This is a genomic window from Streptomyces sp. NPDC093089 (assembly GCF_044754405.1).
Lineage (GTDB): Bacteria > Actinomycetota > Actinomycetes > Streptomycetales > Streptomycetaceae > Streptomyces.
Map to the genome: position 1 here is coordinate 426,106 of NZ_JBIVPA010000002.1, position 22,826 is coordinate 448,931.

The 22,826-nt window shown below is 70.8% G+C and carries 23 protein-coding genes; 3 read left to right on the forward strand and 20 right to left on the reverse strand.

What is annotated here, in order from left to right; genetic code table 11:
• Window positions 1–10: 10 nt before the first annotated feature.
• The 6 genes from alr to ACIQFX_RS05540 all read right to left on the reverse strand — a co-directional run bounded on the left by alr (window position 11) and on the right by ACIQFX_RS05540 (window position 7,672).
• The gene (alr, locus tag ACIQFX_RS05515; protein WP_402459165.1) at window positions 11–1,159 is read right to left on the reverse strand and encodes an alanine racemase; all 1,149 of its coding nucleotides are present in this window, start codon (window positions 1,157–1,159) and stop codon (window positions 11–13) included.
• Between the two features lie 20 nt (window positions 1,160–1,179).
• Window positions 1,180–1,992, reverse strand: a complete 813-nt coding sequence (locus ACIQFX_RS05520; protein WP_402459588.1) for a L,D-transpeptidase family protein — start codon at window positions 1,990–1,992, stop codon at window positions 1,180–1,182.
• Between the two features lie 490 nt (window positions 1,993–2,482).
• Window positions 2,483–3,922: an NAD(P)H-hydrate dehydratase gene (locus ACIQFX_RS05525; protein ID WP_402459167.1), complete on the reverse strand. Its 1,440-nt coding sequence runs from the start codon at window positions 3,920–3,922 to the stop codon at window positions 2,483–2,485.
• Window positions 3,923–4,406: 484 nt separating this feature from the next.
• Window positions 4,407–4,775, reverse strand: a complete 369-nt coding sequence (locus ACIQFX_RS05530; protein ID WP_376486782.1) for a holo-ACP synthase — start codon at window positions 4,773–4,775, stop codon at window positions 4,407–4,409.
• An 8-nt stretch (window positions 4,776–4,783) separates the two neighbouring features.
• Window positions 4,784–6,631, reverse strand: a complete 1,848-nt coding sequence (gene glmS / locus ACIQFX_RS05535) for a glutamine--fructose-6-phosphate transaminase (isomerizing) (RefSeq protein ID WP_402459170.1) — start codon at window positions 6,629–6,631, stop codon at window positions 4,784–4,786.
• A gap of 276 nt (window positions 6,632–6,907) precedes the next feature.
• Window positions 6,908–7,672, reverse strand: a complete 765-nt coding sequence (locus ACIQFX_RS05540; RefSeq protein ID WP_402459171.1) for a hypothetical protein — start codon at window positions 7,670–7,672, stop codon at window positions 6,908–6,910.
• Between the two features lie 185 nt (window positions 7,673–7,857).
• On the opposite strand from ACIQFX_RS05540, the gene coaA reads away from it, so the two are divergent.
• Both coaA and ACIQFX_RS05550 read left to right on the forward strand, forming a co-directional pair.
• On the forward strand, window positions 7,858–8,880 hold the full coding sequence (coaA, locus tag ACIQFX_RS05545; protein WP_402459173.1) for a type I pantothenate kinase: 1,023 nt from the start codon (window positions 7,858–7,860) through the stop codon (window positions 8,878–8,880).
• A gap of 18 nt (window positions 8,881–8,898) precedes the next feature.
• Window positions 8,899–9,849, forward strand: a complete 951-nt coding sequence (locus ACIQFX_RS05550; RefSeq protein ID WP_402459175.1) for a DUF389 domain-containing protein — start codon at window positions 8,899–8,901, stop codon at window positions 9,847–9,849.
• 221 nt (window positions 9,850–10,070) lie between these two features.
• Here ACIQFX_RS05550 and glmM read toward each other — a convergent pair whose 3' ends face one another.
• The 4 genes from glmM to ACIQFX_RS05570 form a co-directional block, all read right to left on the reverse strand.
• Entirely contained in the window at window positions 10,071–11,429 is a 1,359-nt protein-coding gene (glmM, locus tag ACIQFX_RS05555) for a phosphoglucosamine mutase (protein WP_402459177.1), read from the reverse strand.
• A gap of 114 nt (window positions 11,430–11,543) precedes the next feature.
• Window positions 11,544–12,056: a 30S ribosomal protein S9 gene (gene rpsI / locus ACIQFX_RS05560; protein WP_015035601.1), complete on the reverse strand. Its 513-nt coding sequence runs from the start codon at window positions 12,054–12,056 to the stop codon at window positions 11,544–11,546.
• 44 nt (window positions 12,057–12,100) lie between these two features.
• Window positions 12,101–12,544 carry a 50S ribosomal protein L13 gene (rplM, locus tag ACIQFX_RS05565; protein WP_402459179.1) on the reverse strand — a complete coding sequence of 148 codons (444 nt, stop codon included), beginning with the start codon at window positions 12,542–12,544 and terminating at the stop codon, window positions 12,101–12,103.
• Between the two features lie 268 nt (window positions 12,545–12,812).
• The gene (locus ACIQFX_RS05570) at window positions 12,813–14,435 is read right to left on the reverse strand and encodes an ABC-F family ATP-binding cassette domain-containing protein (protein ID WP_402459181.1); all 1,623 of its coding nucleotides are present in this window, start codon (window positions 14,433–14,435) and stop codon (window positions 12,813–12,815) included.
• Window positions 14,436–14,491: 56 nt separating this feature from the next.
• On the opposite strand from ACIQFX_RS05570, the gene ACIQFX_RS05575 reads away from it, so the two are divergent.
• The gene (locus ACIQFX_RS05575; protein WP_402459182.1) at window positions 14,492–15,511 is read left to right on the forward strand and encodes a hypothetical protein; all 1,020 of its coding nucleotides are present in this window, start codon (window positions 14,492–14,494) and stop codon (window positions 15,509–15,511) included.
• Here the strand turns inward: ACIQFX_RS05575 and truA are convergent.
• From truA to secY, 10 genes are all read right to left on the reverse strand, one after another.
• On the reverse strand, window positions 15,482–16,339 hold the full coding sequence (gene truA / locus ACIQFX_RS05580; RefSeq protein WP_376486763.1) for a tRNA pseudouridine(38-40) synthase TruA: 858 nt from the start codon (window positions 16,337–16,339) through the stop codon (window positions 15,482–15,484). The two genes, ACIQFX_RS05575 and truA, sit on opposite strands and share 30 nt — an antisense overlap.
• A gap of 82 nt (window positions 16,340–16,421) precedes the next feature.
• On the reverse strand, window positions 16,422–16,886 hold the full coding sequence (rplQ, locus tag ACIQFX_RS05585; RefSeq protein WP_015035596.1) for a 50S ribosomal protein L17: 465 nt from the start codon (window positions 16,884–16,886) through the stop codon (window positions 16,422–16,424).
• 171 nt (window positions 16,887–17,057) lie between these two features.
• Window positions 17,058–18,080 (reverse strand): DNA-directed RNA polymerase subunit alpha, encoded by a 1,023-nt coding sequence (locus tag ACIQFX_RS05590; RefSeq protein WP_003966937.1) that lies wholly within the window; start codon window positions 18,078–18,080, stop codon window positions 17,058–17,060.
• Between the two features lie 158 nt (window positions 18,081–18,238).
• Complete coding sequence (rpsK, locus tag ACIQFX_RS05595) at window positions 18,239–18,643, reverse strand: 30S ribosomal protein S11 (RefSeq protein WP_003956432.1); 405 nt, start codon at window positions 18,641–18,643, stop codon at window positions 18,239–18,241.
• A gap of 66 nt (window positions 18,644–18,709) precedes the next feature.
• Window positions 18,710–19,090, reverse strand: a complete 381-nt coding sequence (gene rpsM / locus ACIQFX_RS05600; RefSeq protein ID WP_017239590.1) for a 30S ribosomal protein S13 — start codon at window positions 19,088–19,090, stop codon at window positions 18,710–18,712.
• Between the two features lie 203 nt (window positions 19,091–19,293).
• Window positions 19,294–19,407, reverse strand: a complete 114-nt coding sequence (gene rpmJ, locus ACIQFX_RS05605) for a 50S ribosomal protein L36 (protein WP_003956441.1) — start codon at window positions 19,405–19,407, stop codon at window positions 19,294–19,296.
• 63 nt (window positions 19,408–19,470) lie between these two features.
• Window positions 19,471–19,692 carry a translation initiation factor IF-1 gene (infA, locus tag ACIQFX_RS05610; protein ID WP_003956442.1) on the reverse strand — a complete coding sequence of 74 codons (222 nt, stop codon included), beginning with the start codon at window positions 19,690–19,692 and terminating at the stop codon, window positions 19,471–19,473.
• Between the two features lie 201 nt (window positions 19,693–19,893).
• Entirely contained in the window at window positions 19,894–20,745 is an 852-nt protein-coding gene (map, locus tag ACIQFX_RS05615; RefSeq protein WP_402459185.1) for a type I methionyl aminopeptidase, read from the reverse strand.
• Window positions 20,746–20,842: 97 nt separating this feature from the next.
• Window positions 20,843–21,490 carry an adenylate kinase gene (locus ACIQFX_RS05620; RefSeq protein ID WP_402459187.1) on the reverse strand — a complete coding sequence of 216 codons (648 nt, stop codon included), beginning with the start codon at window positions 21,488–21,490 and terminating at the stop codon, window positions 20,843–20,845.
• Window positions 21,490–22,809 carry a preprotein translocase subunit SecY gene (secY, locus tag ACIQFX_RS05625; RefSeq protein ID WP_402459189.1) on the reverse strand — a complete coding sequence of 440 codons (1,320 nt, stop codon included), beginning with the start codon at window positions 22,807–22,809 and terminating at the stop codon, window positions 21,490–21,492. The genes ACIQFX_RS05620 and secY overlap by 1 nt, the downstream gene beginning before the upstream one ends.
• Between the last annotated feature and the right edge of the window lie 17 nt (window positions 22,810–22,826).

Below are 22,826 nucleotides of genomic sequence, written 5' to 3' on the forward strand. Positions count from 1 at the left end.
GGCCCTCTTCCTACTCGCCCGTATAGACCCGCGGCACGCGCGCGCCGATGCGGGTCACGATCTCGTACGCGATGGTGTCGGCGGCCACCGCCCAGTCCTCCGCGGTCGGCTCGCCCCGCTCCCCGGACCCGAACAGCACCGCCTCGGTGCCCGGCTCGGGGCTGTCGCCACCGAGGTCGACCACGAACTGGTCCATGGCGACCCGCCCGGCGACCGTACGCACCCGGTCCCCGACGAGGACCGGCCCCCGGCCCGAGGCGTGCCGCGGAACCCCGTCCGCGTACCCCAGCGGGATCAGGCCCAGCGTCGTCTCCTCCGCGGTCACGTAGTGGTGCCCGTAACTCACCCCGTGCCCGGCCGGCACCCGCTTGACCAGCGCGACGCTCCCCTTCAGCGACATCACCGGCCGCAGCCCCAGCTCGGCGGAGGTCCCCAGCTCCGGACTCGGCGACACCCCGTACATCGCGATGCCGGGCCGCACCAGGTCGAAGTGCGCCTCGGGCAGCGTCAGCGTGGCCGGCGAATTCGCGATGTGCCGGACCTCGGGCTCGACACCCGACTTCTCCGCGAAGTCGACCATCGAACGGAACAGGTCGAGCTGCGGCGCGATCGACGGATGGTGCGGCTCGTCGGCGCACGCGAAGTGCGACCACAGCCCCGTCACCTTCACCAGCCCCTGCGCCTCCGCCTTCAGCGCCTCCGTGACGAGCTCGGGCCAGTCGGTCGGCTGGCACCCGTTCCGCCCCAGGCCCGTGTCGGCCTTCAACTGGATCCGCGCGCGCTTGCCGACCGCCTCCGCGGCCGCCACGACCTCCCGCAGGGCCCACATCCCGCTCACGGACATGTCCAGGCCCGCCTCGACGCCCTGGTCCCACGGGTCCCCCGGCGTCCACAGCCAGCACATCACCGGCACGTCCGTGATCCCCGCCGCCCGCAACGCCAGCGCCTCCTGCGGAGTCGCCGTCCCCAGCCACTCCGCGCCCGCGTCCAGGGCCGCGCGGGCACAGCGCAGCGCGCCGTGTCCGTACGCGTCGGCCTTCACCACGGCCATGATCCGGACGTGGGGGGCGACACGGGCGCGCAGCGTGCGGACGTTCGCACGCAGCGCGCCAAGGTCGATCTCGGCGCGGGCTCTGCGGGGCGGCGGTGTCTCAGTCATCGCGCCCAGTCTCTCAGGTGTCAGCCACCCGGCCGCTTCCCCCAGATGTAGACCCTGTCACCCTTGCGCAGCACCCCCCACAGTTTCTCCGCGTTCCGGTAGCTCAGATTCACGCATCCCCGGCTGCCCGTCGGCGTGGCCAGCTGCCCGTACACCGCGTGGAACGCCTGCCCCCCGCTGAAGAACTGCGCGAACGGCATCGGCGTGTCGTAGATCGACGACCAGTGGTCCTTGTGCCGCCAGTACACGTCGTGCCAGCCCGTCCTCGTGGCGTACCCGACCCGCCCGCTCCTGATGTTCACCACCGGGTACGTCACCTTCTTCCCCTTTCGCACCCACATCAGCTGCCGGTCCAGGTCCACGCACGCCACCGCGTACTTCTTCACCGGACACCGCTTCCCCGGATCCAGCGACTTCCGCGCCGCCAGCAACTCCGCCCGCGCCCACGTCACCGGCCCCGCGTACCCGCTCGCCGGCTTGATCCTCTCCCTCACCTGGAACGCCCTGATGGCCCTGCAGTCCCCCGCCGACTGCCTCCCGTCCACCCTCAGCCCCAGCAACTTCTCCACCCGCCGCTGATACGTCCCCGTCCTCGCCGTACACGCCTCCGCCACCGCGCTCCTCGGCACCCACTCCACCGCCCCCTCCCCCTCCTCCTGCGGCTCCGGCACCGGCACCTCCCCCTCCGGCTGCAACGGCGGCAACACCTGGTCCGGCGTATCCATCGGATACTCCGCCCTCCCCCCACCCGCCGCCCCCGGCACCAACACCTCCCCCGGATCCGGCACCTCAGCAGCCACCCCCGCCCCACCCCCGAACCAAGCCGCCACCATCACCAACACCACCGCCGCCATCCCACTTCTCACTTTGATCACCCACCCACCCAACCCCCACCCCGCCCCCCATTCCCGCCGAAACCCACCCCCGGCCCAATGTTTTCCACCAACCGGGGCACGACACGCGAACCACACGGGCACTCCCCCCGCCGACGCAGGGACCGCGCGGGACGGGGCGGCCAGGGTGGGGGTGAGGCTGCGCGCAGGGCGGGGCGCAGCCGGGTAGGGGGCGACCCCGGAAGGGGGAGCCCCAGCGGGAGGCCAGGGGCTCAGTCCCGGCAGGGGCGGGGGCGCAGTCCCGGCAGGGGGCGGGGGCGGGGGCGCAGTCCCGGCAGGGGCGGGGGCGCAGTCCCGGCAGGGGGCGGGGGCGGGGGCGCAGTCCCGGCAGGGGCGGGGGCGCAGCCCCCGGGAAATTCTCTGCCCCCGCCTCCACCTGCCCCCTGCAGGGTTTCGGGAAGGGGTGGGGTGGGGGGATCGAAAGGCGGGGCTACGGGGTGGTGGTGACGTCGTGCCAGGCGGCGGGGAGGGCGTTCGCGACCCGGGTCGCGGTGAGGGGGGCGCCGGAGGAGGCGCGACGGGCGGCGAGGCCGTGCAGGTAGGCCCCGCAGGAGCCCGCGTCGAGGGCGGGGAGGCCCGCGGCGAGGAGGGAGCCGGCGAGGCCGGAGAGGACGTCGCCGCTGCCGGCGGTGGCGAGCCAGGGGGTGCCGGTCGGGTTGACCCGTACGGGACCGCCGTCGGGCCCGCACACCAGGGTCGTGGAGCCCTTCAGGAGGACCGTCGCGCCGAAGCGCGCCGCCAGTTCCCGGACGGCACCGAGCCGCCCCGCCTCCACGTCCTCGCGCGCGGTGCCGAGCAGCGCCGCCGCCTCGCCCGCGTGCGGGGTGAGGAGGGTGGGGGCGGTGCGGGCCCGTACGGCGGCGGGGTCGAGCCCGCGCAGCCCGTCGGCGTCGACGAGGACGGGCACGTCGGAGGCGAGGACCTCGGTGACGAGGGAGGACTCGTCACCGAGGCCGGGGCCCACGACCCAGGCCTGGACCCGTCCGGCCTTCGACGGCGGTCCGGCGTGCACGAGGGTCTCGGGGTGCGCGGCGATGACCGCGTCGCCCGCGGGCCCCACGTACCGGACGGCCCCGGCGCCGCCCCCCAGCGCCCCGGCGACGGCGAGGACCGCCGCGCCGGGGTAGCGGGCGGAGCCGGCGACGACGCCGAGGACGCCGCGCCGGTACTTGTCGCTCTCGGCGCCGGGGACGGGCAGCAGCCACGCCACGTCCTGGTGCTGGAGCGCCTCGGCGTCGGGCACTCCGGGGAGGACGGGGGCGAGGCCGATGTCGACGAGCCGCAGCGCCCCGGCGTACTCGCGTGCCGGGTCGACGAGCAGTCCGGGCTTGTACGTGCCGAAGGTGATCGTCGCGTCGGCGCGCAGGGCCTCTCCGGCGACTTCCCCGGTGTCGGCGTCGACGCCGCTGGGGAGGTCGACGGCGACGACGACGGCTCCGGAGCCGCGTGCGGCGCGGGCGACGGGGACGGCGTCGGGCCGCAGTCCGCCGCGTCCGCCGATGCCGGTGATGCCGTCGAGGACGAGATCGGCGACGGCGAGCGCGTCGAAGGGGTCGTCGGCGATCCGGCCGCCGGCAGCGCGGAGGGCCGCGAGTCCGCCGGGGTGGGCGCGCGTGCCGAGCAGGACGGCCGTGACGCCGGCTCCGCGCCGGGCGAGCCGTGCGCCGGCGTACAGCGCGTCGCCGCCGTTGTCGCCGCTGCCGACGAGCAGGACGACCCGGGCCCCGTACACCCGCCCCTTGCCGAGCAGGGAGCAGCAGGCTGCGGCGAGTCCGGCGGCGGCCCGCTGCATGAGCGCGCCTTCCGGCAGGCGGGCCATGAGGGCGGCTTCTGCGGCCCGTACGGTCTCGGCGCGGTGAGCGGTTCGCATGTCCGCAGTCTGCCGCAGTCCCCCTGTCCCCGCCCGAAGACCGCCACGAGCCACGGAGCCGCGAGCCACGGCCCTCGGGCAGAGCCCCGCCCCGCACGGCAGCCCCACGGCCCGCACGGCAGACCGCGCCCCATCCGACGGACACCCGCCCCCGGCACGCCGAAGCCCCAGCCACCCCCACCCGACGGTCAACCGCCCCCGGCACGCCGAAGGCCCGGCCGCCCTCCGGCGACCGGGCCCCGACCTGCAGGAGCAGCAAACCCGGCGGGTCGGGTCGGCCCTGGCGCCCCTACGCCGGGCAGCCCCCGCCCCGCACGTGCCGAGCACAGGCACAGGCACAGGCACAGGCACAGGCACAGGCACAGGCACGAGCACAGGCACAGGCACAGGCACAGGCACAGGCACAGGCACGAGCACAGGCACAGGCACAGGCACGAGCACCGGCACCGGCACCGGCACCGGCACCGAGCCCGTCCCCTCCCCGTCACGCCTCCGCGATGACCACCGCCGAGGCGACGCCCGCGTCGTGGCTGAGGGAGACGTGCCAGTTCTTGACGCCGAGTTCGGCCGCGCGGGCGGCGACGGTTCCGCGGACGCGGAGGCGGGGCTGTCCGGTGCCCTCGACGTACACCTCGGCGTCCGTCCAGAGGAGTCCGCCGGGTGCTCCGAGCGCTTTCGCCAGTGCCTCCTTCGCAGCGAACCGCACCGCGAGGGAGGCGGGGCCGCGCCGTTCGCCGCTCGGGAGCAGCATTTCGCGCTCGACGAAGAGGCGTTGGAGCAGCCCGGGCGTGCGCTCGATCGACGCGGCGAAACGGTCGATCTCCGCCACGTCGATCCCCACCCCGATGATCATGTGTTACCTCACTCCACGGTCACTGATTTGGCCAGGTTGCGCGGCTGGTCGACCTCGTTGCCCCGCGCGGTGGCGAGCTCGCAGGCGAAGACCTGGAGCGGCACCGTGGAGACCAGCGGCTGGAGCAGCGTAGGCGTGGCCGGGATGCGGATGAGGTGGTCGGCGTACGGGACGACCGCTTCGTCCCCTTCTTCCGCGATGACGATGGTGCGGGCGCCGCGGGCGCGGATCTCCTGGATGTTGGAGACGATCTTGTCGTGGAGGACGGAGCGGCCCTTGGGCGAGGGGACGACCACGACGACCGGGAGGTCCTCCTCGATGAGCGCGATCGGTCCGTGCTTGAGCTCTCCCGCGGCGAAGCCCTCGGCGTGCATGTACGCGAGTTCCTTGAGCTTGAGGGCGCCTTCCAGGGCCACGGGGTAGCCGACGTGCCGGCCGAGGAAGAGGACGGTGTCCTTGTCGGCGAGCGAGCGGGCGAGGGCCCGGACGGGTTCCATCGTCTCCAGGACGCGTTCGACCTCGTCGCCGATGCGGGCGAGCTCGCGGACGACGGCGTGGATCTCGTCGCCCCACTTGGTGCCCCGTACCTGCCCGAGGTAGAGCGCGAGGAGGTAGCAGGCGACGAGCTGGGTGAGGAAGGCCTTCGTCGAGGCGACGGCGACCTCGGGTCCGGCGTGGGTGTAGAGCACGGCGTCGGATTCGCGCGGGATGGTCGAGCCGTTGGTGTTGCAGACGGCGAGCACCTTGGCGCCCTGTTCGCGGGCGTGCCGGAGCGCCATCAGGGTGTCCATGGTCTCGCCGGACTGGGAGATCGCGATGACCAGGGTGCGCTGGCCGAGGATCGGGTCGCGGTAGCGGAACTCGCTGGCGAGCTCGACCTCGCAGGGGATCCGGGTCCAGTGCTCGATGGCGTACTTGGCGATCATCCCGGCGTGGAAGGCGGTGCCGCACGCGATGATGACGACCTTGTCGGCTTCGCGGAGGACGGCGTCCGGGATGCGCACCTCGTCGAGGGTGAGCCGGCCGGCGGTGTCGATGCGCCCGAGGAGGGTGTCGGCGACGGCCTTGGGCTGCTCGGCGATCTCCTTGAGCATGAAGTAGTCGTAGCCGCCCTTCTCGGCGGCGGAGGCGTCCCAGTCGACGTGGTAGGCCCGTACGTCGGCGGGCGAGCCGTCGAAGTCGGTGACGGTGACGGCGTCGCGGGTGAGTTCGACGACCTGGTCCTGGCCGAGTTCGATCGCCGAGCGGGTGTGGGCGATGAAGGCGGACACGTCGGAGGCGAGGAAGTTCTCGCCCTCGCCGACGCCGACGACGAGGGGCGAGTTCCGGCGGGCGCCGACGACGACGTCCGGCTGGTCGGAGTGGACGGCGACCAGGGTGAACGCCCCGTCGAGGCGGCGGCACACGAGCCGCATGGCCTCGGCGAGGTCTCCGGCGGAGGAGAACTCCTCGGCGAGGAGGTGGGCGACGACCTCGGTGTCCGTCTCGGAGCGCAGGTCGTGGCCGCGGTCGGCGAGTTCCTCCCGCAGGGCGGCGAAGTTCTCGATGATGCCGTTGTGGACGACGGCGACGCGCCCGGCGTTGTCCAGGTGCGGGTGCGCGTTGGCGTCGGTCGGCCCGCCGTGGGTGGCCCAGCGGGTGTGTCCGATGCCGACGGAGCCGCCGGCCAGGGGCCGGTCCACGAGCTCTTTCTCCAGGTTGACGAGCTTGCCCGCCTTCTTGGCCGCGGCGAGCCCTCCGTCGGAGAGCACGGCGACACCGGCCGAGTCGTAGCCCCGGTATTCGAGCCTCTTGAGGCCCGCGATCACCACATCAAGTGCCGACTGCCCGCCGGCATAACCCACGATTCCGCACATGGCGGCAGCCTATGGCGGAACCGGGCCCACCGGCCGGAGTCGGGCGGCACGGGTCGACGACCGTGTCGCACGGGTCGACGACCGTGTCGCACGGGTCGACAAACCGCGCCGCACGGGTCGGCGACCGCGCCGCACCGGGCTCCGGACCGGCCGGCGGTCCCCCCGGGGGGCGGCCGGGCTCGGCGCCCGACCCGGGCTCGGCGCCCGACCCAGGCCCCGTGCCCGCCTCAGGCCCCCGTACTCGCCCCCCGGATCAGCCCCCGGCCCGCCCCCGGATCAGCCCAGCTTCGTGGCCTGCGCGTCGATCACGGCCTGCGGCAGCGCCTTGACGGTGCCGCCGAGGCTGAGGGTGGAGAAGGAGGCCAGCGTGTTGCCCTTGCGGAGGACGACGAGCTTGGTGACGAAGGGTTCGCCGTCCATGTCGGTGGTGATCGTCCAGGCGAGCGCCTCGTCGCCCGCGGACACCGTCTCCGGCGCGAGCTTCGTGATCTTCGTCTTCTCGCCGCCGCCGATGAGGGTGAAGCCGCCGGCGCAGTCGGTGCCGGCCGTCTTGTAGGAGGCGAAGGCCTCCTGGGCGCCCTGTCCCTCGTACGAGCCGAGGGTCACGCTGGTGACCGGGGCGGAGAGCGCGCCGAGGGCGTCCGCCGGCGAGCCGGTGGCGCCTTCGGTCTTGGGCACCTCGATGGCCTTGCGCTGGGCGGACACGGCGGCCGCTCCGGCGGCGACGGACGACATGCCGTCGGCGATCGGCTTGCAGGAGGGCTTGTCGGTGGAGACGGCGTCGGACTTCACGAGGTCCGCGGCCTTGGCCTTCTGCACCTGGTAGCCGGGCAGGTCCGCCTGCTCGACGATGAGCTTGTCCAGCTCGGCGGCGGTGAGCGCCACGGCCGGGGGCTCGCTGGTGGCGGAGGCGGTGGGCGCGGCGGTCCTGCCGGCGTCCTTGGCGTCGCCGCCCTTCTCGCCGCTGCCGCACGCGGTGACGAGCAGGGCGAGGGAGACGGCGGTGGCGGCGACGGCGGCGCTTCGGATGGGCGTACGCATCTGAGGTGGCTCTCTGCTTCTCTTCGTGGTGACTTCGCGCCGCCCGGTGGCGGCTCCCCCCGCGTGAAGTACAGGAGCCCACGCGGCATCAGCATGATCACCCTAGTGGAGCGGTCGGACAACGGCTTTTGTCGCGTGACCGACCCCACGGCCCACGGACGCCCGCGACCCCCGACAATGGCGGGGTGATCACTTCGCCGCCACGAAGCTCCCACGGAGACGGTCCCCGCAACGGCAGCGGGAACGGCACCGGCCCCCGACGGCCGTCCGAGGCGACCCCGTACGTCGACTTCACCCGGGCCGAGTGGAGCGACCTCCGCGACAAGACGCCCCTGCCGCTCACCGCCGACGAGGTCGAGCGGCTGCGCGGCCTGGGCGACGTCATCGACCTCGACGAGGTCCGGGACGTCTATCTGCCGCTGTCGCGGCTGCTCAACCTGTACGTGCAGGCGACGAGCGGCCTGCGCGGCGCCCTGAACACCTTCCTCGGCGAGAGCGCCGAGCAGCGCGGCACGCCGTTCGTCATAGGGGTCGCCGGTTCGGTGGCCGTCGGCAAGTCGACGGTCTCCCGCCTCCTCCAGGCGCTGCTGGCCCGCTGGCCGGAGCACCCGCGGGTGGAGCTGGTGACCACGGACGCCTTCCTCTACCCGATGGAGGAGCTGAAGGCGCGCGGCCTGATGTCCCGGAAGGGCTTCCCCGAGTCGTACGACCGCCGGGCGCTGACCCGGTTCGTCGCGGACATCAAGGCGGGCAAGGAGGAGGTCACGGCCCCGGTCTACTCGCACCTGATCTACGACCGGGTGCCGGGCGAGCGGCTCGTCGTCCGCCGCCCCGACATCCTCATCGTGGAGGGGCTGAACGTCCTCCAGCCGGCCCTGCCCGGCAAGGACGGCCGCACCCGGGTGGGTCTCGCCGACTACTTCGACTTCTCGGTGTACGTGGACGCGCGGGCGGAGGACATCGAGCGGTGGTACCTCAACCGCTTCCGCAAGCTCCGGGACACCGCGTTCCAGAACCCGTCCTCGTACTTCCAGCGCTACACCCAGGTCTCCGAGGAGGAGGCCCTGGACTACGCCCGCACCATGTGGCGGACCATCAACAAGGTGAACCTGCTGGAGAACGTGGCCCCGACCCGCGGCCGCGCGACGCTCGTGGTCCGGAAGGGCCCGGACCACAAGGTGCAGAGACTGAGCCTCCGGAAGCTCTGACGTCCGTAAGCTCGGGTGATGTTGCACTTGCGGATGATCGTCCCACCGGACCGCACCGCGGCCGCGGTCGAGCTGATCGAGTCGAAGGTCGGCACCACGCATCTCGTGGTGCTGCCGGGCGTGGCCAGGGACCCGGTCGGCGACCTGGTCCTGTGCGACATGGCACGCGAGTCGGCCGACGAACTGCTGCACGGGCTGCGGGACATGAGGATCGACCAGGACGGGTCGATCGCGGTGGAGACCATCGACCTGTCGATGTCCACGCGGGCGGACGAGGCCGAGGAGGACGCTCCGGGCGAGGCCGCGGACGCCGTGATCTGGGAGCAGTTGGCGGAGGCGACCCACGAGGAGTCGACGCTCTCCTTCACCTATCTGTCCTTCATGCTGCTCGCGACGATGATCGCGGCCTGCGGCGTCGTCCTGGACAACGCGATCCTGATCGTGGGCGCCATGGCGGTCGGTCCGGAGTTCGGCCCGCTCGCCGGGGTGTGCACGGCGATCGTGCAGCGGGCGCCGAGGCTGGCGGCCCGCTCGCTGACGGCGCTGCTCGTCGGCTTCGCGGCGGCGATCCTGGCGACGACGCTGTTCAGCCTGTTCATGGACTGGCTGGACCTGTTCAGCGACGCGATGCTGGACGCGGAGCGTCCGCAGACCGGCTTCATCTGGAAGCCGGACCCGTTCTCCTTCGTGGTGGCGCTGCTGGCGGGCGCGGCCGGCACCCTGTCCCTGACGTCGTCCAAGTCGGGCGCCCTGGTGGGGGTGGCGATCTCGGTGACCACGGTCCCGGCGGCGGCGAACGCGGCGGTGGCGCTCAGCTACGGCGAGTTCGCGCAGACGTGGGGGTCGATCGGGCAGCTGCTGCTCAACCTGCTGGGGATCATGCTGGCGGGTACGGCGACCCTGTCGCTGCAGCAGCGGCTGTGGCGGACCCAGCGCGGGCGCCTCAAGCGCCGGCCGCGAAAGGGCTGACACCGGCCCGGTCGAGGGCCCTTTGCGCGAAAAGGTCCGCCGCGCACCGGAGCACCTCGTACGAAAGCGCCCGGCGCGCCCGAGTCCGCCCCAGAGCACCTCGTACGAAAGCGCCCGGCGCGCCCGAGTCCGCCCCGGAGCACCTCGTACGAAAGGGCCCGCCGCACCGGATTCCGGTGTGCGGCGGGCCCTCACGCGTGCATGACGGTGCCTCAGAAAGGCTATCCCAGCGCGGACTTCACGACGTCCGCGAGGCGCTGCGCGACGGCGCGGGCCTGCTCGATGTCGGCGGCCTCGACCATGACGCGGACCAGCGGCTCGGTGCCGGAGGAGCGGAGCAGGACGCGGCCGGTGGAGCCCAGCTCGCGCTCGGCCTCGGTGACGGCCGCGGCGAGCTCGCCGGAGGTGGTCACCCGCGACTTGTCGACGTCCTTGACGTTGATGAGGATCTGCGGCAGGCGCTCCATCACGCCGGCGAGGTCCGCGAGGGACTTGCCGGTGGCGGCGACGCGGGCGGCCAGCATCAGGCCGGTGAGGGTGCCGTCGCCGGTGGTGGCGTGGTCGAGCACGATGACGTGCCCGGACTGCTCGCCGCCGAGGGCGTAGCCGTTCTCCTTCATGGACTCCAGGACGTAGCGGTCGCCGACCGCGGTCTGGACGAGGTTGAGGCCCTCGCGTTCCATGGCGAGCTTGAAGCCCAGGTTCGACATGACGGTCGCGACGACGGTGTCGCCGCGGAGCGTGCCGGCCTCGCGCATCGCGAGGGAGAGGACGGCGAGGATCTGGTCGCCGTCGACCTCGTTGCCCGCGGCGTCCACGGCGAGGCAGCGGTCGGCGTCGCCGTCGTGGGCGATGCCCAGGTCGGCGCCGTGCTCGACGACGGCGGCCCGGAGCAGGCCCAGGTGGGTGGAGCCGCAGCCGTCGTTGATGTTGAGGCCGTCGGGCTGGGCGCCGATGGTGACGACCTGGGCGCCGGCGCGGGTGAAGGCCTCGGGCGAGACGCGGGCGGCGGCGCCGTGGGCCTCGTCGAGGACGATCTTGAGGCCGTCGAGCCGGTTGGGGAGGACGGAGATCAGGTGGGAGACGTACGTCTCGAAGCCCTCGTCGTAGTCGCGCACGCGGCCGACGCCGGCACCGGTCGGGCGCTCCCAGGGGGCGCCGGTGCGGTGCTCCTCGTACACGGTCTCGATCTTGTCCTCGAGGTCGTCGGCGAGCTTGTGGCCGCCGCGCGCGAAGAACTTGATGCCGTTGTCGGGCATGGCGTTGTGGCTGGCGGAGAGCATCACGCCGAGGTCGGCGCCGAGGACGCCGGTGAGGTGCGCCACGGCCGGGGTGGGCAGCACGCCGACGCGCAGCACGTCGACGCCGGCGCTGGCGAGGCCGGCCACGACGGCGGCCTCCAGGAACTCTCCGGAGGCGCGGGGGTCACGCCCGACGACGGCGGTCGGCCGGTGTCCCTCGAAGGTGCCCGCCTCGGCCAGCACGTGCGCCGCCGCGACCGACAGACCGAGCGCGAGCTCCGCCGTCAGGTCCGCGTTGGCGACACCGCGTACGCCGTCCGTGCCGAAGAGTCGTCCCACAGCTGTCCTCCGAGAAATACGTGCCCAAGCTGATAAAAGAGGTGATGAAAAAACGTACGCCCCGACGGCACGGGCAGTGCCGCCGGGGCGTACGAAAGCAGCGAGCAGGCGTGATTAGCGCTTGCTGTACTGCGGGGCCTTACGGGCCTTCTTGAGACCGGCCTTCTTGCGCTCGACCGCACGGTCGTCGCGGGAGAGGAAGCCGGCCTTCTTCAGCGCCGGGCGGTTGTTCTCGACGTCCGCCTCGTTCAGCGCACGGGCCACACCGAGGCGCAGGGCGCCGGCCTGGCCGGAGACACCGCCACCCGCGATGCGGGCGATGACGTCGTAGCGGTTGTCGAGCTCGAGCACCTTGAAGGGCTCGTTGACTTCCTGCTGGTGCACCTTGTTGGGGAAGTAGTCCTCAAGGGTGCGACCGTTGATCTTCCACTTGCCGGTGCCCGGAACGATCCGGACGCGGGCGATGGCGTTCTTGCGACGGCCCAGGCCGGCGGCCGGCTGCGGGTCGCCGAAGCGGGACGCGAGCGACTCGGAGGTGTACTCACCCTCGACGAGCTCGGTCTCGGTGGTGTACTCCTCAACGCCCTCGAACTCGTCGACGGGGGTTTCGGGGGTGGTCTCGGCCACGATTCTCCTCAGATTTCTTTCGTTCTTAGGGGGTGTGGCCGGAACTACTGCGCGACCTGGGTGATCTCGAACGGAACCGGCTGCTGCGCAGCGTGCGGGTGGTTCTCGCCCGCGTAGACCTTCAGCTTCGAGATCATCTGACGGCCCAGGGTGTTCTTGGGGATCATGCCCTTGATGGCCTTCTCGACGGCCTTCTCGGGGTTCTTGGCAAGCAGCTCGTCGTAACGGACGGAGCGCAGACCACCCGGGAAGCCGGAGTGGCGGTACGCCAGCTTCTGGGTCTTCTTGTTGCCGGACAGGTGGACCTTGTCAGCGTTGATGATGATGACGAAGTCGCCCATGTCCATGTGCGGGGCGTAGATCGGCTTGTGCTTGCCTCGCAGGAGGTTCGCAGCCGTGGTCGCCAGACGACCCAGGACGATGTCCTGCGCGTCGATGATGTGCCACTGGCGAGTGACATCGCCGGGCTTGGGGCTGTACGTACGCACTTCGTAGCCTTCGCTTCTTCAGTGGATGGAGTCCAGACACACCTGAAGCGATCATGCAGCTGGGGCCTGCACTGCCGGGAACGACGCCCGTATGCGAGCCACTGGTAACTGCTCCAGGGAACCTGCGCACGGCCCTTCGCGTGAGAACGACGAAGCCGGTACGCATAACAAACCGCAACAGTACCCGCGCCACCCCCGAAGGGTCAAAACGCCGCGGGACGCCGTCGGGCCGGCCCGCGGGGCGGCAGCGGGCCGGCTGGTCGGCGGGTCAGCGCTCCCGCTCGACCCTGCGCTCGTCCCACACCGGCTCGCTGGTCTCCCGTACGACCCCGTCCGACCCGAAGACCAGGAACCGGTCGAAGCTCTTCGCGAACCAGCGGTCGTGCGTGACGGCCATCACGGTCCCGTCGTACGACTCCAGCCCGTCCTGGAGGGCCTCGGCCGACTCCAGGTCCAGGTTGTCCGTCGGCTCGTCCAGGAGCAGCGCCGTGGTGCCCGCCAGCTCCAGGAGCAGGATCTGGAACCGCGCCTGCTGCCCGCCCGACAGCTTGTCGAACGGCTGGTCGCCCTGCCGCTCCAGCTCGTAGCGCCGCAGGACCGACATGGCCCCGCCCCGGTCCTTGGCGTGCTCCGTCCACAGGATGTCGACGAGCGGACGCCCGGCCAGCTCGGGATGGGCGTGGGTCTGCGCGAAGTGCCCCGGCACGACCCGCGCGCCGAGCTTCCACGTACCGGTGTGGGCGACCGAGGTGTCCCCCGCGAGCAGCCGCAGGAAGTGCGACTTGCCGGAGCCGTTCGAACCGAGGACGGCGACCCGCTCCCCGTAGAAGATCTCCAGGGAGAACGGCTTCATCAGGCCGGTCAGCTCAAGGTTCTCGCAGGTCACGGCACGCACACCGGTCCGGCCGCCGCGCAGCCGCATCCGGATGTCCTGCTCGCGCGGCGGCTCCGGCGGCGGACCCGCCTCCTCGAACTTCCGCAGCCGGGTCTGGGCCGCCGCGTACCGGGAGGCCATGTCGTGGCTGACCGCCGCCGCCTGCCGCAGGTTGAGGACCAGCTTCTTCAGCTGGGCGTGCTTCTCCTCCCAGCGCCGCTTCAGCTCCTCGAAGCGGGCGAACCGCTCCCGGCGCGCCTCGTGGAAGGTGTCGAAGCCCCCACCGTGCACCCACACGTCCGAACCGGCCGGGCCGGGCTCGACCGCGACGATCTTCTGCGCGCCCCGGGAGAGCAGCTCCCGGTCGTGGGAGATGAAGAGCACGGTCTTGCGGGTCTCCCGCAGCCGCTCCTCCAGCCACCGCTTGCCGGGCACGTCGAGGTAGTTGTCCGGCTCGTCGAGGAGCAGCACCTCGTCCGGACCGCGCAGCAGCGACTCCAGGACGAGCCGCTTCTGCTCGCCGCCGGACAGCGTCCGCACCTGCCGGAACTGGGCCTTCTCGTACGGCACGCCGAGCGCGGCCATGGTGCAGATGTCCCAGACGGTCTCCGCCTCGTAGCCCTGCACCTCGGCCCAGTCGCTGAGGGCCTGCGCGTACTTCATCTGCGCGGCCTCGTCGTCGACGGTCATGATCAGGTGCTCGGCCTCGTCGACCGCCTTCGCGGCCTCCCTGATCCGGGGCTGGGCGACCGAGACCAGCAGGTCGCGGACGGTGGACTCGTCCCGCACCGAGCCGACGAACTGCGGCATCACGCCGAGTCCGCCGCTGACGGTGACGCTGCCGCCGTGCGGCTGGAGCTCCCCGGAGATCAACCGGAGCAGTGTGGTCTTGCCGGCGCCGTTGGCCCCGACGAGGGCGACGACGGCGCCCTCCCCGACCCGGAAGGAGGCGTCCCCGAGGAGGACCCTCCCGTCCGGAAGGTAGTACTCAAGATGCGCGGCCTCGACATGTCCCATGGGGTGCATTGTCACCGCCCGCGTCCGCTGCGCCCAACCGGTTTAGGATGCGCGGCATGAGCTTTGGGGGACCGCAGTGGCCGCAAGAGCCGCAGGAGCAGGGTCAGGGGCAGGGTCAGCAGGGGTACGGACAGCAGCCCGGGCACGGGCAGCAGCCGGGCTACGGACCGCAGCAGCCGTACGGCGGCCCGCAGGGCTTCGGGCAGCCGACCGCTCCCCAGGGCTTCGGGCAGCCGCCCGGGCAGCCGAACCCCTTCCCGGGCGCGCAGGGCGGCGGTCAGACCCCTGACTGGGGCGCCCTCGCCGCGGCCTCCGCCAGCCGCAGCCGCCGCAAGCGCTGGCTGCTGATCGGCGGCGGGGCACTGGCCACGCTCGCGGTGGGCGCGATCGTCGCCACCGCCGTCGTGACCACGAACAGGAACAACGACACGGCGAAGAACGGCGGCGGCGTCCCCACCGGCGCGGTCTCCCCCACCGGCACGCCCACCCCCGAGCCGACGTTCTCGTCCGTGGCGCCGCCGCCCCCGCCGAACCCGATGGACTACATCTCGGACCCGAAGAAGGACAAGGCCCCGCTCACCGCCGAGGGCCTCTTCCCGGGCAAGCAGATGTCCATGAACAAGCGCGCCTACAAGAAGGGCGCGACCTCCGCCACGACGAACTGCGCGTCCGTCACCCAGGGCGGCCTCGGCACCGTCCTGAAGCAGAACGGCTGCCAGCGCGTGCTCCGCGCCACCTACGTCAAGGACGGCGTCGCGATCACCGTCGGCGTCGCCGTCTTCCCGTCCGAGGCCGCGGCCCAGAAGGCGAAGGGCCAGGCCACCGGCGGCATCGCCCCGCTGGTCGGCGCGGGCGTGCGTGACTTCTGCCACGCCACGGTCTGCCTGCGCCGCGCGAACTCGATCGGCCGGTACGCGTACTTCACCCAGGCCGGCTTCGCCGACGGCAAGAAGGTCACCAAGGCCGACGAGCCCGTCTTCCGGGCCAGTGACGACCTCGGCACCTTCGCCTTCAACCAGATCTACGCCCGCGGCCGCTCCCAGGCCTCAGCAGCAGCCGGCGCTCCCCGGGAGTGACCGCTTGTTCCTGGCCTCCACGCTGCGGGCGGCCAGGAGCTCGTCGGCCGGGTAGCCGACCTCTTCGAGGGTGAGCCCGTGCGGCCGTACGACGTGCACGGACGAGTCCCGGACCCCGGCGGCGAGCACCTTGCCCGGCCAGTCCACCGGCCGGTGCCCGTCGCCGACGAACAGCATCGCGCCGACCAGCGAGCGGACCATGTTGTGGCAGAAGGCGTCCGCCTTGACGGTCGCCTCCAGGACGCCGTCGGCACGCCGCTCCCAGCGCAGCACCTGGAGCGTGCGGATGGTGGTCGCGCCCTCGCGCTTCTTGCAGTACGCGGCGAAGTCGTGCTCGCCGACGAGCGCGGTGGCGGCCTCGTTCATGGCGTCCATGTCGAGGGCCCAGTCGTGCCACAGGACGTGCCCGCGCAGCAGCGGGTCGACGCCGCCGGGGTTGTCGGTGACCCGGTAGGCGTACCGGCGCCAGATCGCGGAGAACCGGGCGTTGAAGCCGGCGGGCGCCTCCTCGACCTTCCACACGCGGACGTCGTGGGAGAGCCGCCCGGCGAGCCGCCGCAGCAGCTTGTCCCGGTGCTCCTCCCACAGCTCCACGGGCAGGTCGACGTGCGCGACCTGGCCGCGCGCGTGCACCCCCGCGTCGGTCCGGCCCGCGACGGTCAGCTCGTACGTCTCCGTGGACCGGGTCACGGTCCGCAGGGCTTCCTCGATGTCCCCCTGCACGGTCCGCCGCCCCTGGGCCTGCTTGGCCCAGCCGGAGAAGTCCCTGCCGTCGTACGAAAGGTCAAGGCGTACCCGTACGAACCCGTCCTGCACGTCATCGCTCACGCGGAGATCCTCTCAAACACACGGGAGCGGGCCCGCACCCCAGGGGGTACGGGCCCGCTCGCGAGAAACGTCGGAAGAACGCTTACGCGTCCTTCGACTCCTCGGCCGGAGCCTCGGCGGCCGCGTCGGCCTCCTTGACGGCGCGCACGGTGGCGGCCTCGGCCTCGGCGACGGTCGCCTTCTTGGCGATCTCGCCCTCGACCAGCTCGATCACGGCCATCGGGGCGTTGTCGCCACGACGGTTGCCGATCTTGGTGATACGGGTGTAACCACCCGGACGCTCCGAGTAACGCGGGGCGATCTCGGTGAAGAGGGTGTGGACGATGCCCTTGTCGGTGATCGTCTGCAGCACCAGGCGACGGTTGTGGATGTCGCCCTTCTTCGCCTTGGTGATCAGGCGCTCGGCGACCGGACGCAGGCGACGGGCCTTGGCCTCGGTGGTGGTGATGCGGCCGTGCTCGAACAGCGACTTCGCCAGGTTGGCGAGCAGCAGCTTCTCGTGCGCGGCGGAACCGCCGAGGCGGGCACCCTTCGCGGGACGCGGCATGGTGTTTCTCCTTGTGATCTGCACCGGCCGTATGAGGTACCGGTGTCAGTGTCCGAGCGGGCGGTCACCCGTCGGAGATCCGGACCCCGCGAGGGGCCCGGAGAGAGGCGCGGGGGCCGTGCGATCAGGCACAGCTCCCGCACCCGGGTACGGACCGTGAGGCCCGAGTTCTCAGTACTGCTCGGTCTCGACGAAACCGGCGTCCGCGTCGTCGTCGGCGCCGAAGGCGTCGGCGGCGGCGGTCGGGTCGAATCCGGGCGGGCTGTCCTTGAGGGCCAGGCCCATGCCGGCCAGCTTCGCCTTGACCTCGTCGATCGACTTCGCACCGAAGTTGCGGATGTCGAGCAGGTCGGCCTCGGAACGCGCCACGAGCTCACCCACGGAGTGGATGCCCTCGCGCTTGAGGCAGTTGTACGAACGAACGGTGAGCTCGAGCTCCTCGATCGGCAGCGCCAGGTCGGCGGCGAGGGCGGCGTCCGTGGGGGACGGGCCCATGTCGATGCCCTCGGCGTCGATGTTGAGCTCGCGCGCCAGACCGAACAGCTCGACCAGGGTCTTGCCGGCGGACGCCATGGCGTCACGCGGGCGCATGGCCTGCTTGGTCTCGACGTCGACGATCAGCTTGTCGAAGTCGGTGCGCTGCTCGACACGGGTCGCCTCGACCTTGTACGTGACCTTGAGCACCGGGGAGTAGATGGAGTCGACCGGAATACGGCCGATCTCCTGGCCCACCTGCTTGTTCTGCACGGCGGAGACGTAGCCGCGACCGCGCTCGACGGTCAGCTCCATCTCCAGCTTGCCCTTGCCGTTGAGCGTGGCGAGGACGAGGTCGGGGTTGTGCACCTCGACACCGGCCGGGGGCGCGATGTCGGCGGCGGTGACCAGACCCGGGCCCTGCTTGCGCAGGTACATCACGACCGGCTCGTCGTGCTCCGAGGAGACGACCAGCTGCTTGATGTTCAGGATGAGGTCGGTGACGTCCTCCTTGACGCCCGGCACGGTGGTGAACTCGTGCAGGACGCCGTCGATGCGGATGCTGGTGACAGCGGCACCCGGGATCGAGGAGAGGAGGGTACGGCGGAGGGAGTTGCCGAGGGTGTAGCCGAAGCCCGGCTCCAGCGGCTCGATCACGAACCGGGAGCGGAACTCGTCGACGACCTCTTCGGTCAGCGACGGACGCTGAGCGATCAGCATGTCTCTGTGTCCTTCAGTCGTGGACGCCCACTATTTGACGCCCGACGGTCACCGGGCGGCAGCCCGATGGATGTGCGGTACTTCTGCTTACTGCAAGGGTACGGGCGGCACGGTCCGAAGAGCCGTACCGCCCGAAGTCCTGATCAAGCAGCCGTGCGTCAGACGCGGCGGCGCTTGGGGGGACGGCAGCCGTTGTGCGGCGTGGGGGTGACGTCCTGGATCGAACCGACCTCGAGGCCCGTGGCCTGGAGGGAGCGGATCGCGGTCTCGCGGCCGGAGCCCGGACCCTTGACGAAGACGTCGACCTTGCGCATGCCGTGCTCCTGCGCGCGGCGAGCGGCCGACTCGGCGGCCATCTGCGCGGCGAACGGGGTGGACTTGCGCGAGCCCTTGAAGCCGACGTGGCCGGCGGAGGCCCAGGAGATCACGTTGCCCGAGGGGTCCGTGATCGAGACGATCGTGTTGTTGAACGTGCTCTTGATGTGCGCGTGGCCGTGAGCGACGTTCTTCTTTTCCTTGCGGCGCACCTTCTTGGCAGCGCCCTGACGACCCTTGGGGGGCATCTATAACTCCTACGGGAGGTGGTCGGTCCTACAGCGAAGACCGCTTGGTCAAGCGTCCGCTGAGGACTACTTCTTGCCCGGCTTCTTCTTGCCGGCGATGGCGCGACGCGGGCCCTTGCGGGTACGAGCGTTCGTGCTGGTGCGCTGGCCGCGGACGGGCAGGCCACGACGGTGGCGGAGGCCCTGGTAGCAGCCGATCTCGACCTTGCGGCGGATGTCGGCGGCGATCTCGCGACGGAGGTCACCCTCGGTCTGGAGGTTGGCGTCCACGTACTCGCGGATCTTGACGAGGTCTTCCTCGGCAAGGTCGCGGACACGGGTCGACGGGTTCACACCGGTCGAGGCGAGGATCTCCTCGGACCGGGTGCGCCCGATGCCGAAGACGTAGGTGAGTGCGACCACCACACGCTTTTCGCGCGGGATGTCAACACCGGAAACGCGTGCCATTCAATGGCTCCTGTGTTCTCGGGGGTCTGCTGCAGAACCGCTCCCGACCGCCGACCGCTCCTGTCGGAGCAGTGGTACGTCCGGGTCCCCGGCCCCCGCCGGAGGTGCCGTCAACCGTGGAACACGGCCCGACGGGCTCTGCGTATGTACGTATTGCTATGCGTCGCGCGAAGAACTGCGAAATGCAGGTCGGTCGGCGTGCGTCAGCCCTGGCGCTGCTTGTGGCGCAGGTTGTCGCAGATGACCATGACCCGGCCGTGACGGCGGATCACCTTGCACTTGTCGCAGATCTTCTTGACGCTCGGCTTGACCTTCATGGGATGTGAGGTTCTCCGGGTCAGTGCCACCACCCGCGCGCGAAGGCGGGGTGCGGGCAAGATCTACTTGTACCGGTAGACGATCCGGCCACGCGTCAGGTCGTAGGGAGAGAGCTCCACCACGACCCGGTCGTCCGGAAGGATTCGGATGTAGTGCATCCGCATCTTGCCGGAGATGTGCGCGAGGACCTTGTGACCGTTCTGGAGCTCCACCTTGAACATGGCGTTCGGGAGGGACTCGATCACGGTGCCCTCGATTTCGATGGCACCTTGCTTCTTGGCCACGCTTCGCCTTTCGAATCGGCTACCTTGATCGACTCTCGACGCCGCATGCGGACACACGGGTACACGAGAGCCGACGCATCAGTCTACGTCAGGCCCCAGGAAAAGACGAATCGGGAAGTCTGCCCACGCCAGGAGATCCTTACGCAAGCCACCGCGCCGAACTCCCAGGGCCCGATCCCCGACGCCCTCGCGGGCCCGGCACTACGCCAGCGGGTCCGGCGCAGCCGTCACGCCCAGCTCGGCCAGCTTGGCCTTGCCGCCGTCGACGGCGGTCAGGACGAGGGGGCCGTCCTCGGTGAGGGCGATGGAGTGCTCCCAGTGCGAGGACCAGGTGCCGTCGGTGGTGATGACGGTCCAGTCGTCCTTGAGGACCTCGGTGTGGGGGGTGCCGAGGGAGACCATGGGCTCGATGGCGAGGCAGAGGCCGGGGACGAGCTTGGGGCCCTTGCCGCGCTTGCGGGAGACGTAGTTCAGGAGGTGCGGGTCCATGTGCATCTCGGTGCCGATGCCGTGGCCGCCGTAGTCCTCGATGATCCCGTAGCGGCCGAGGCTGTGGTCGCCGACCGCGGGGCGGGGCTGCCGCTTGATGTACGTCTCGATCGCCTTGGAGATGTCGACGAGGCGGTTGCCGAGCTTCATGGCCGCGATGCCGGCCCACATCGACTCCTCGGTGACGCGGGAGAGCTCGACGAGCTCGGGCGCGTGCCCGGTGCCCACGAAGGCCGTGTAGGCCGCGTCGCCGTGCCAGCCGTCCACGATCGCGCCGGCGTCGATCGAGATGATGTCGCCGTCCTTGAGGACGGTCTTGTCGTCGGGGATGCCGTGGACGACGACCTCGTTCACCGAGGTGCAGATCGTCGCGGGGAAGCCGCCGTAACCGAGGAAGTTCGACTTCGCCCCGTGGTCGGCGATGACCTTCCGCGCGACCTCGTCCAGGTCCTTCGTCGTGGCGCCCGGCACGGCCGCCTCGCGGGTCGCCGCGTGGATGGCGGCGACGACCAGCCCCGCCTCGCGCATCTTCGCGATCTGCTCGGGGGTCTTGATCTGCACCATCGTGGCCGCGGCCTTTCCATCGAGTACGGGGAACAGAACAACGATACGGCCGCGGCGCCCCTGAGGGGCACCGCGGCCGTATCGCACGAACCGGGGGTTACTTCTTGAGCGCGTCCATCGCCTTGGCGGTGACCTCGTCCACCTTGCCGAGCGCCGAGATCGTCGCCACCAGGTCCTGCTCCCGGTAGTAGTCGATGATCGGCTCGGTCTCGGTGTGGTAGACCGCCAGGCGCTTGCGGACGGTCTCCTCCGTGTCGTCGTCGCGCTGGTACAGCTCGCCGCCGCAGGCGTCGCAGACGCCCTCGGTCTTCGGAGCGTTGTACGTCACGTGGAAGACGTGCGCGGAGTCCTTGCGGCAGATGCGGCGGCCTGCGATCCGCTTCACCACCTCGTCCTCGGGGACCTCGAGGTCCAGGACCGCGTCCAGCTCGATGCCGCCCGACTTGAGGAACGCGTCCAGGGCCTCGGCCTGGGCCACGTTCCGCGGGAACCCGTCGAGCAGGAAGCCGCCCTCGGCGTCCGCCTGGCGCATGCGGTCCTCGGCCATCCCGATCGTCACGGAGTCCGGCACGAGCTGGCCGGCCTTCATGTACGACTGCGCCTCTACGCCCAGCGGCGTGCCCTGCGAAATGTTGGCACGGAACAGGTCGCCCGTAGAGATGTGCGGGATGCCCAGGTTCTTGGCGAGGTACGCAGCCTGCGTGCCCTTACCCGCACCGGGCGGTCCGACGAGGACGATTCGCATCAGCGGAGGAACCCTTCGTAATTGCGCTGCTGGAGCTGGCTCTCGATCTGCTTCACGGTCTCCAGCCCCACACCCACGATGATGAGGATGCTCGTCCCACCGAAGGGGAAGTTGGCATTGGCGCCACCGAAGCCTGCCAACGCCATCGTCGGCACAAGAGCGATCAGACCCAAGTACAGCGAGCCCGGCCAAGTGATCCGGTTGAGCACGTAGCTCAGGTACTCGGCAGTAGGTCGACCAGCCCGGATACCCGGGATGAAGCCACCATACTTCTTCATGTTGTCCGCAACTTCCTCGGGGTTGAACGAGATCGCCACGTAGAAGAAGGCGAAGAACACGATCAGGAGGAAGTAGGTGGCGATGTAATACGGGTGGTCACCCTTGACGAAGTGGGCTTCGATCCAGGTCTTCCACCCCGCGGTGGAGTTCGAGAACTGCGCGATCAAGGCCGGGATGTAGAGAAGCGACGACGCGAAGATGACAGGAATCACACCTGCCTGATTCACCTTCAACGGGATGTAAGTGGACGTTCCGCCGTAGGAGCGTCGACCGATCATGCGCTTCGCGTACTGCACCGGAATGCGGCGCTGGGCCTGCTCGACGAAGACCACGAGGGCCACCATCACGAAGCCGATGAGGATGACGGTGCCGAACTCGATCCAGCCCTTGGCGAGCTTGCCGCTCTCCTTGATGGCCCACAGGGCGCCGGGGAAGCCGGCGGCGATCGAGATGAACATGAGGATCGACATGCCGTTGCCGATGCCGCGGTCGGTGATGAGCTCACCGAGCCACATGACGACACAGGTGCCCGCGGTCATCGTGATGACCATGGTGGCGATGGTGAAGATCGACGGGTCCGGCACGACCTGGTCCGCCACCGAGCAGCCGCTGAAGAGCGCACCGCTCTTGGCCGTGGCGACGAGACCGGTTCCCTGGAGGACCGCGAGGGCGACCGTCAGGTACCGGGTGTACTGCGTGATCTTGGCAGTGCCCGACTGGCCCTCCTTCTTGAGGGCCTCGAGGCGGGGGATCACGACGGTCAGCAGCTGCAGGATGATGCTCGCCGTGATGTACGGCATGATGCCGAGCGCGAAGATGGTGATCTGCAGCAGCGCCCCGCCACTGAACATGTTGACCAGGCCGAACAGGCTGTTGTTGCCCTCGCTGGCCTGCTTGACACACTGCTGGACGGCCTCGTAGCTGACGCCGGGAACCGGGATGTGGGCCCCGAGGCGGTACAGCACGACGATGGCAAGCGTGAAGAGCAGCTTCTTGCGCAGGTCGGGCGTCTTGAACGCCCGGGCGAACGCGGTGAGCACGGTGCCTCCTGCGACCC